The 9,513-nt window shown below is 34.9% G+C and carries 9 protein-coding genes and 1 pseudogene; 6 read left to right on the top strand and 4 right to left on the bottom strand.

Translation table 11 applies throughout. From position 1 onward, the window contains the following. Positions 1–298: 298 nt before the first annotated feature. The 3 genes from KVT27_RS22490 (at position 299) to KVT27_RS22480 (ending at position 2,663) form a co-directional block, all read left to right on the top strand. Positions 299–1,351: an AI-2E family transporter gene (locus KVT27_RS22490; protein ID WP_036121439.1), complete on the top strand. Its 1,053-nt coding sequence runs from the start codon at positions 299–301 to the stop codon at positions 1,349–1,351. A 98-nt stretch (positions 1,352–1,449) separates the two neighbouring features. Then, positions 1,450–1,986, top strand: coding sequence for a GNAT family N-acetyltransferase (locus tag KVT27_RS22485; protein WP_191967630.1), 537 nt, complete (start codon positions 1,450–1,452; stop codon positions 1,984–1,986). 221 nt (positions 1,987–2,207) lie between these two features. Further along, on the top strand, positions 2,208–2,663 hold the full coding sequence (locus KVT27_RS22480) for a GNAT family N-acetyltransferase (protein WP_036121438.1): 456 nt from the start codon (positions 2,208–2,210) through the stop codon (positions 2,661–2,663). 43 nt (positions 2,664–2,706) lie between these two features. On the opposite strand, the gene KVT27_RS22475 is transcribed toward KVT27_RS22480, so the two are convergent. Both KVT27_RS22475 and KVT27_RS22470 read right to left on the bottom strand, forming a co-directional pair. Further along, positions 2,707–4,050 carry an MATE family efflux transporter gene (locus KVT27_RS22475; RefSeq protein WP_036121437.1) on the bottom strand — a complete coding sequence of 448 codons (1,344 nt, stop codon included), beginning with the start codon at positions 4,048–4,050 and terminating at the stop codon, positions 2,707–2,709. After that, entirely contained in the window at positions 4,037–4,504 is a 468-nt protein-coding gene (locus KVT27_RS22470; protein ID WP_036121436.1) for a GNAT family N-acetyltransferase, read from the bottom strand. Before KVT27_RS22470 ends, KVT27_RS22475 begins: the two co-directional genes overlap by 14 nt. A gap of 86 nt (positions 4,505–4,590) precedes the next feature. On the opposite strand from KVT27_RS22470, the gene KVT27_RS22465 reads away from it, so the two are divergent. Further along, the gene (locus tag KVT27_RS22465) at positions 4,591–5,421 is read left to right on the top strand and encodes a MerR family transcriptional regulator (protein ID WP_036121435.1); all 831 of its coding nucleotides are present in this window, start codon (positions 4,591–4,593) and stop codon (positions 5,419–5,421) included. Between the two features lie 33 nt (positions 5,422–5,454). Here the strand turns inward: KVT27_RS22465 and KVT27_RS22460 are convergent, their stop codons facing one another. Both KVT27_RS22460 and KVT27_RS22455 read right to left on the bottom strand, forming a co-directional pair. Next, positions 5,455–6,864 carry an alpha/beta hydrolase family protein gene (locus KVT27_RS22460; protein WP_217581969.1) on the bottom strand — a complete coding sequence of 470 codons (1,410 nt, stop codon included), beginning with the start codon at positions 6,862–6,864 and terminating at the stop codon, positions 5,455–5,457. A 117-nt stretch (positions 6,865–6,981) separates the two neighbouring features. Next, the gene (locus tag KVT27_RS22455; RefSeq protein WP_012295970.1) at positions 6,982–7,623 is read right to left on the bottom strand and encodes a TetR/AcrR family transcriptional regulator; all 642 of its coding nucleotides are present in this window, start codon (positions 7,621–7,623) and stop codon (positions 6,982–6,984) included. 286 nt (positions 7,624–7,909) lie between these two features. On the opposite strand from KVT27_RS22455, the gene KVT27_RS22450 reads away from it, so the two are divergent. Beyond that, positions 7,910–9,187, top strand: coding sequence for an SMI1/KNR4 family protein (locus KVT27_RS22450; protein WP_082011535.1), 1,278 nt, complete (start codon positions 7,910–7,912; stop codon positions 9,185–9,187). A 29-nt stretch (positions 9,188–9,216) separates the two neighbouring features. Beyond that, positions 9,217–9,513 (top strand): annotated as a pseudogene (locus KVT27_RS22445) (DUF4272 domain-containing protein); the annotation flags it as partial.

The raw sequence follows: 9,513 nt of genomic DNA, 5'->3' as shown, positions 1-9,513 counted from the left end.
CATAAAATATAGGCTTATACGCTGATAAAGCATTCAAAATAGATAAAAGTATTAACTTTTTAATTTGACTAGACATACAATTCACTTCACGCCCTTAGGTTTTATACAGATACTTCTAAAGAAACATGAATTTCGTCTTAATTTGAAGGTGGATGGCTATACTCATTAAATGAGAGGGAAATTTTTACATAAGAATGATGCGTATTGATGTAAATTAATGTTTACTACTGATGTTTAGTTACTAGTGCAACCTTAGGTGGCAAAGGCAGCGAGGCCGTTTTGTAGAAGGAGTGAATAAATGAATAATTTCTTTCGGAGTAATGGATTTAAACGTTTTATCATTCTAGTTGGAATTGCTGTTGCATTGTATTTAATGCGAAGTATGATCAACTTAATTTTGCTTACATTTATTATTACCTATTTGATGAATCAGCTTACTACGAAGACAACGAAAAAAATAAGAAAATACACACCGATGAATGAAAAGGCTGTTACTGTAACATTATATTTGTTACTGGTCGCTGGTATTGTTGCTGTGATTTACAAATACTTGCCCATTGTCACGCAGCAAGTCACACAGCTTTTTGATCTTATTGCTAGCTTTAACCTCGATCCAGATGACAATGAGATTGCGAGATATTTGGCTCCAACCTTTGAGAAGATTGAGCTTGGTAAGTATTTAGAACAGGGTGTGGATATAACTCTTAAAAATATTACGAATATTGGTAAAATCATTATGCAAATTTTGATCTCCCTAATATTGAGTTTGTTCATCTTGTTGGAAAAGAAACGCATCATTGAATTTACAGCAAAGTTTAAGGATAGTAAAATTGGACCTCTTTACGATGAACTGCATTATTTTTCAAGAATTTTCATCCGTTCATTTGGTAAAGTAATTGAGGCACAGTTCATTATTGCTGCTGTTAACTGTGTATTATCAGTGATTGCCCTTTCGATTATGGGCTTCCCACATCTAATTGCTCTTGGGATTATGCTGTTTATTCTTGGCTTAGTGCCAGTTGCAGGTGTTATTATTTCATTAATCCCACTCAGTATTATCGCCTATAGTATTGGTGGCTTAATGTACATTGTCTACATTTTAGTAATTGTTATGGTCTTACATGCGATTGAAGCGTATTTCTTAAATCCAAAGCTTATGTCAGCCAAGACAGATTTACCGATTTTCTACACATTTATGGTCATCCTTTTCTCAGAGCATTTCCTTGGTGTATGGGGATTAATCATCGGTATCCCATTGTTCATGTTCTTACTTGATATTCTAGGGGTTACTTCCTCAGAAGAATCTAAACAGAAAATGGACGTCGTTGAGGACAAAAAATTAATGGAATAAAAATAGCTTTACAAAAGGGATCATCTTGTATGTAGAGATGATTCTTTTTTAATTTACAGGCGTAGCTCATTTAAGATAAGTAGGGGGTGTTTTTGACAATGATGGTAAAGGGTCAGAGGGTATATTTAAGAGAAATCTCTGTTAATGATAGCGAAAGTATTGAAAAATGCTTTCAAAATGAGGAAATCATGTATATGACAGGAACTCGTAACTTGCTAACAAAAGAACAAATTAAAGAGGCTATCTACCGCTTTAAAGAAGATTCTACTCGCTATGATTTTGCTATTTGTTTAGTAGATAATGATCAAGTAATTGGTGACTTAGCTATTATGGAAGTGGATTTAGATAATAAGAAGGCAATGTTTCGTATAGCCCTGCATGGATTAGAGGATTGTGGCAGAGGTCTTGGATCAGAAGCAGTTCAACTTGCTCAAAAATTTACATTTGAGGAGCTATGTCTGAATCGTTTGGAACTACAAGTTTACTCTCATAATATTAGAGGGATCAAATCCTATGAAAAGGTTGGCTTCAAAAAAGAAGGTGTATTGAGGCAGGCATTATTTATGAATAATACTTTTTCAGATGAAATCATTATGAGTATTCTTCTGGAAGAGTATAGGGAAATATCAAAATAGAAACTAAGCCAGCACAGAGAATATTTGTGCTGGTTTTAATTTTGCTAAAAAAGAAAAAAATGTTAATAATGTATAAAAAGGTATGTTATTATAGTTATTAATCTTTGCTATAGGGGGCGGTCATGATGACAAATACATTTATTTTTATCGTTCAATACAGGGGGAAAACGCCTTATTAACAAAGTGTTTAGTGTTTCCCTAAATTCGGAAGGGGACCATATATGTCTAGCAATACTGTAAGAATCGAAGAGGTAAATAATAATAATTGGTATGATTGCTGCCTGTTAGAAACATCAGCAGAGCAAAGGGATTATGTTGAATCCAACGCTATTTCTATTGCGCAATCAAAGTTCGAACCAACTTTAAAGCCATATGCCATTTACTATGAAGACAAGATTGTTGGATTTTTAATGTTCAATACAGTAAAGGAAGAGCTTGGCGGGTACTGGATCTATCGCATAATGATTGATCAGCACTTTCAAGGTAAAGGTATTGGCAAAGAAGCCACAAAGCAAATAATAAACGAACTAGCTAAGTTACCGGATGCTACAAAGGTTGTTGTAGGTTATCATCCAGAAAATAAAGCCGCGCATCATTTGTATGCAAGTTTAGGTTTTGTCGATAATGGCGATCGTTTCGGTAAAGAAATGGCTGTTATTCAATATTTAACTGAATAAATAGTAGGAAAGGGACCTGTATAAGTACAAGGTCCCTTTCCATTTAAGCATCGCCAGAAGAGTAAATTATTCGTGGGTTTTTTTTGATATACCCGTAAATAAGTAAGGCTGTAATACCCTCTGCCACTGGGAAGGTCCACCAAATTGCTTGAGAGCCAAACACTTTAGGCAGGAGAATAAGAGTTGGGATAAATAAAATAATACTCCGAAGTAACATAATAGTTGTGGCAATACGAATTTTTTCGATAGATTGAAAGAATTCGGCAAGTACCATATTGATACCTAAAAATACATAGCCTATAGCAAAATGAACAAAGCCTTGAGTTGCCATATGACGAATTTCGAATGAGCTATCTCCAAATAAAGCCATAAGCTGTGAAGGGAAAAGCATAGCTATAAGGGCTGTCGTTAATCCTAAAATAAATGCCGTAGCTAATCCGATTTTTAGTAATGCTGTTAACCTCTCAAGTAATCTTGCCCCATGATGATAGCTAACTAATGGCTGTAGAGCCATGCCAATACCTAAAAAAATTGTTAACAGGACTGTATGGATATAGTTGACCATTGCATAGGCGGTCACACCGTTTGCCCCTAAATAGTGTAAAAAGGTCACATTATATAAAATAATAATAACTGCTACAGAAGCCTCGACAATAAAACTAGGTAATCCGATAGCGAAAATTTTTCTTAAATCTGTCTTATTGAAGAATGAAGAGACAAACTTTAATTCAGATTGTGGACGGAAAAAATGAAGACATAGTACAGCTGTACCTATAATAGTAGCTATTGCTGTTGCTAATGCACAGCCTGTTACACCATAATCTAGAACGAAGATAAAAATATAATTTAAGATAATATTCAATACAGATGTTGTAATTAAACCCAGCATAGCTAGCTTTGGATTACCATCATTGCGAATAAAGATACTTAAAAGATTTTCAATTGTATAAAACACTCCAAATAACAAAATAACGTGTAAATATTCTTGCACATATGGATACGTATCATCACTTGCCCCGAATATATAAGAAATATCTTTTAAATTAAGCGCAAGGAACCCGATAATTGTTAACACGACCACAAGCATTGTAGTAAACGCCAACGTAAAGAGCTGATGAGCTCGTTGCTTATTGCCTTCCCCAAGAGAAATGGAATAGAGTGTAGCTCCACCCATCCCTATCCAAAGCGAAATAGACAGCAGAATAGAGAAAATCGGAACTGCAATATTAACGCCTGCTAACGCTGTAGGACCCACGCCGTGACTAACGAAAATGCCATCCACTAAAATATTAACGGACATGAGAAGCATGCCAACCATCGCTGGAAATAAATAGGATAAAAATAATGGTTTGAGCGGCCGTGTTTCAATTGGATTAATGGTTGTCATATCCATGCACCTCCAAGACCATTACTTTTTCCCCTTTATCATCTAGTTCACCATTAAACATAAAGCCAAACTGTTTATATAGCTGAATAGCTACTGCATTATTGTCATAAACACTTAAATATATTTTGTGACAGCTGAATTTTTCTGTTAAGTAATGTATAAGCTGCTGTAAAAAATGTTTACCTAAACCTTGTCCCTGATAGCGTTCATCAATTAAATAACGATCAAGCCAAACTCGTTGACTATGATCCTCATGAGGAAATACGCCATACATAGCGAAGCCTATTACGGTGCTATCCTTATATAAGCCTAATGGTGTAAAGCGCCGATCCATCTCCGCCTCTGCTAAGCATTGGTCTGTACTTTCAATAAAATTTTGCTGATTGTCAGCAATACGTAATGCTAAAATTTCTTGTTTGTTAAAAGCTGTAATGTCACGAATCTCCGTGAACATAATGTCAAAACCTTTCTATTTTTATTGTGAATAGGTACAATCTAAAGTATATAGTTACTATATAGTCAAGAGAGGATACTCAAAAAATGCTTAATAAAAATGTAAAATATTTTACAACTGGCGAATTTGCTAAAATATGTAAGGTTAATAAACAAACTTTAATTTATTACGATCAAATTGGCTTGCTATCTCCTGTTATGAAGGATAGTAAAGAGTATCGATATTATTCACTCGCTCAATATGATTTTTTTAGCGTCATTGAGTTATTAAAGGCTGTTGGCATGTCTTTGAAAGGTATACAGCAGTATATGGCGGAGAAATCACCTGAAAATTTTTTAGAATTGATGCATTTACAAAAGGAAATTGTCGCAAAAAAGCGGCGAGAACTGGAGATGATTGAAGGCATTATTGATGTCAAAATTGATTTAACGAAGGAGTCACTACAACTTGATTTTGATAGCATTACAATTGAGCATTTCCCAGAGGCAACCTTGTATTTAAGTCGAAATATTGAGGACTCAACGGAAGAACAATTCGTTAAGGCTGTCTCTGATTTTATAGATGAATTGGATCGCTCTCGCTTAGACACAGGTTATCCGATTGGTGGAATTACCAAAAGGGAGCAGGTATTAGCCGGTAACTATGATAATTATAGGTACTTATATATTGAGCAGCCGCATCCGCAGGAAGGTCATCCTTATTTTAAAGCAATTGAAGGAAAGTTTATTGTTGGATACCATGTAGGAACATCTACGACTCTGGAAGAGACCTACAAGCGATTATTCCAGGTCATGAGAGAAAAAGGCTATGAACTGGGGCAGTATGTTTATGAGGAATATATTTATGATGCGGTTATTAAAAATCGTGAAGAGGAATATGTAACAAAGATTATGGTGGAAATAAAAGAAGGTTGTTGATGCATCTCTGCCTATCAACAACCCCAAATATACTTAATGCAAAGTTAAGTTTATTTCCGGATGTGCCTTTTGTATTTTATTTAATTTATTGTCTTGGATTCCTTTTAAATTTTTATCGAAAAAGCCAAGTGATAATTCATTAATCAATTTATAAATTGCATTTACATCTGCCCCAGATTCATTAATAATCGGCGAAACGGCTGCTAAATCTGTAAAACTTCCGTGATTTGTTTTTGGAATAATAGCTGTGTAAACACCAGACTTTTCAATTGTTTTATTTCGTAGATAAGCTTCTACAAACAATTCATCACGATTACCAGGCTGCTGGTTATATGCTTCTTTCATAAAGTTTATGGATGCCTCAGCATTCATCAGCATAAAAGGCTTTTTAGGACCATTTTTTGGCATTGAATCGCCATATAACCCACCATCCATATCAATGGCTGCTTTAATACGATTATCCTTTACTAGCATTTGAGCTGAAGTAGCACCGCCAAAAGAATGACCTAGCATACCAATGCTATCATAGTCAATTAGTGAGGCTATTGCACGAAAGTTCTTATCAAAATCTCCTTTAATGACTTCATCTAAAACAAAAGATGCATCCTGCTCCCAAAGATGAATTCGATTATTCAAGAATGTAATGGTGTTTTCAATTGGTGTAAAATCAACCCGATCACCATCGGGGAATATTGTTGTTGCCGCGTCACCTGTAAAGTTAAGAGCAACGACAATATAGCCATGACTCACTAATTCTTCTAGTTGGAAGGTATTTTGTCGACTATATAAACTCATACCATGTGCAAATAATAAAAGTGGAAATTTTTCTTTAGACTTTATAGCTGTCGCATCTTGATAAGAATGGGTTTTCGTCAGTCCTAAATGCGTTGTTGCGATATTGGGAAAACCCTGTGTCGTTGCTAACTGTTGTGTTAACGCATCTATATCTTTAAAGTAGGGTGAAGGTTGTCCTGTCTCTTTTTCAGCAGGATAATAAACTTGAATCATCAGTTCGCGATTCACCTGATGATTAGGTACAACAAATTCTTTGCGATTCTTATCGGTCAGGTGAAATGTCTGTGTTCCTACTGTGTATTTTCCTGTTGGTTCAGGAAAAGACATGATTGGAAATAACGTTGGTAATGTGAACATTGTAATAGTGGCCACAACAATACCTGAAGTTTTAATTATTTTCATCCTTAAATTTTTTGAAACAATTGTACTTTTTGGCTTCACAAAAACTTGTAATGTTAATAACATCAAAACAAAATAAGCAGGGATCATGCGCCAGTTAGCACCAATTGTCATAATTGTTCCTATTAACAAAACATAATTGGTAGCTATCATAATAAGATTTATTGTAGTTACCCCACGTTGTCTAAAAGTTAGTGAGATACTCGATAGTATTAAAATAAGTGTAAATAGTACTTCTAAGGTTTTCATCATTTATCTCCTTTTTCATACATACAAATGTATGAAATTAATTAAAAATATTTTTAAGTATATATACATACGAATGTATGTATAAGATTAAAATAATAAACTACATATAGTAGTTTATTATTCCTGCACTTTATCAAATAATGCTAAAAAAACATCTTTCAATTCATCATTCATAAGTGGTATGCCAATCCCTTTGAACATCAAACTTATATGTTCAATTTTATGAATAAATTCGGCTCGGCTTACACGAAATATTTCAGGATTCATCCAAATGTCAAAAAGCATTGTAAAAGTTTCAGCTGCTTGCTTCGGGAAAGCAACTTGCAGTGAGCCGTCTTGATTGCCCTCATCAATAATTTTTTGAATTCCTGGTGCAACAACCTGAATTCCTTCTGTGATGCGGCTATAAACAAACTCGGCAGAATTCATTTTTAAATGAATCGAGGATAAGTTTTCTTCCTTTCCGCTTTGAGAAATTGAGAAAGAAATGCCTTGTCTTAAACGCTCTAAAGCATTTAAGTTTTCCAAATCTGAGATGTCATTAAAATAATTATTTGCTGTTAGCATTTCCTTTGTAATGGCATCAATAACATCAGCACGCGTTTTAAAATGATGATAAAATGCTCCTCTAGTAATATCCCCTACATCATCGACAATTTCTTGAATCGTTACATTATCCCAACCATTTAAAGTAAATAATTTAACAGCTGATTCAATGATTCTTTTTCTCGTAACTTCTGGATATTTATTTCTGGCCATAAAATATCTCCTTATAGATACATTCGAATGTATTTATAATAATAGGCGCATCCTTCCAAATTGTCAACATGATACGATTTATGAGAATTGCTGAAGAAAACTAGAAAAGAACAAGTAAAGGTAAGTAATTTAGCATATATTTTGAATTTAAATAGAAGTAAAATCCGAGTGTTTTTAGGGAAAGTAAAACCAAACTCTAATACATAAATGACTTCCTGACGATACATTAGTAGAGAAAAAAGTAGAGCATTATCCGAAATATTTTTCTAAGCATGGAGGAATAGATATGCAAATATGGGTTGATCGATGGACGCAATTATTAAAACAGCTTGAACAGCAAGGTGCTTGGATTCATCCACTGGAGATAAAGCCTATGGCTACTGTGCATGAACTATCAATGGTAGAGATGCGGCTCGGCGTTCCGATTCCTTCTGAGTTCCGTGATGTATTACTTCATTGTTCTCGACAAGTGGGGGTATATTGGTCTTTACCTGACGAGGCACTACTTCCTATTGAGCTGGAAGACACACCTTTAGGTGATTTTGGCTGGAGCTTGGAAGAACTCGAATTCCCTGATTTTGGCGGAGACAGTGATAATGCAAAAGAACAACTATACCTACAATTTCATACGGCTGGCAATGGTGATGCGCTACTTATTAAGATTGAGGATGGTTCCGTTTGGTATTGGAGTCATGAGGAGGATGAGTATGACCTTCTTGCCTTGAATTTTAAAGATTATGTAGAGAAAGCTACAACTTTAGGCTGCATAGGGGCAGATTGTGGACAGTGTCTACAGTTTTGTAGTGAAGGTGGACTAGATTTAAGTTTGACCACTTCTCAAATCTGGCTAAAGTGGTTTGAACAATATTTAACTTCAACATGGGAGAACGTTATGTATCAACTGGATACTTTACTCCTATATGTGTCGATGCATGGTATGGAGGATACTAGGGTTCGAGAAGCATTTACACGGTTAAATACTGGGAAAGTGTTTGCCGCACTTCAAAATCAAATTGAACAATCACGGCGTTTAGCGGATAAAGAAGTATGGTGCAAAGTGCTAGTAGAGGTTTGTGCAACAGAGGCAAGTCATTGGGTGATGACACTTTGGGAAGACCAAAATGATTTGCCTAATAGTATTAGAGATTATTTAACCGCCTACTGTCTACCAGAAGAAGTGGGGTTATCACTTGTTCTTCAAGATATTGAAAAAAGGAGAATTGAATCTTATATAGCTTTACAGCGACTACGTGATTTTCATAACCCAAGAACAATAGCATGGATGAAACGTTATGTTTCTTTTCCGATAGAGGGGTGGGATACGCTTTTAGTAGAATCACAGCCGAGTGCAGAAACTTTATTTGAGTGGTTGAATGGTAAGGAAGTAGAGCGTCAAATAGCAATACGAGCCGTATGCCAAATGTTGCAGCAAGGAATTAAACCGACAACTTCAGTGGATATGGAGAAATGGCTGTCATTGCTTACGTTTTGGAAGGACAATGAAGTACTACGAAAACATAAACAATTTTTTAGCCAAGCTCTAGAGGGCATTGAACTTTGGTGAAATCTAATAATTGTAAGGAGGAGAAATAATTGAACAATTTCACTATATTCGCTTCTATGAATAATACAAAAGAAATCGAATGTAAGATTTTCGATGTTTTTAGTAAAGGTTTTGCTATTGAAAAAAATGAAAATAACTATCTTATAAAATCCAAAGCATTATTTAACAAATATAAATTGATGGTTAGGGTGATGTCTGAAGATACAGACTCAGAATACTTTGTGAATAATATCCCTGGAATGATGAGCTATTACAACAGTATTCCATTTGAAGATAACCATTTAAAAGAATTAGTATTAACGCAAATTTCTGTGTTAAATACAGTC

It is taken from the genome of Lysinibacillus sp. GbtcB16 (assembly GCF_019091145.1).
GTDB lineage: Bacteria > Bacillota > Bacilli > Bacillales_A > Planococcaceae > Lysinibacillus > Lysinibacillus fusiformis.
This window is presented reverse-complemented; position numbering and strand designations above follow the sequence as displayed.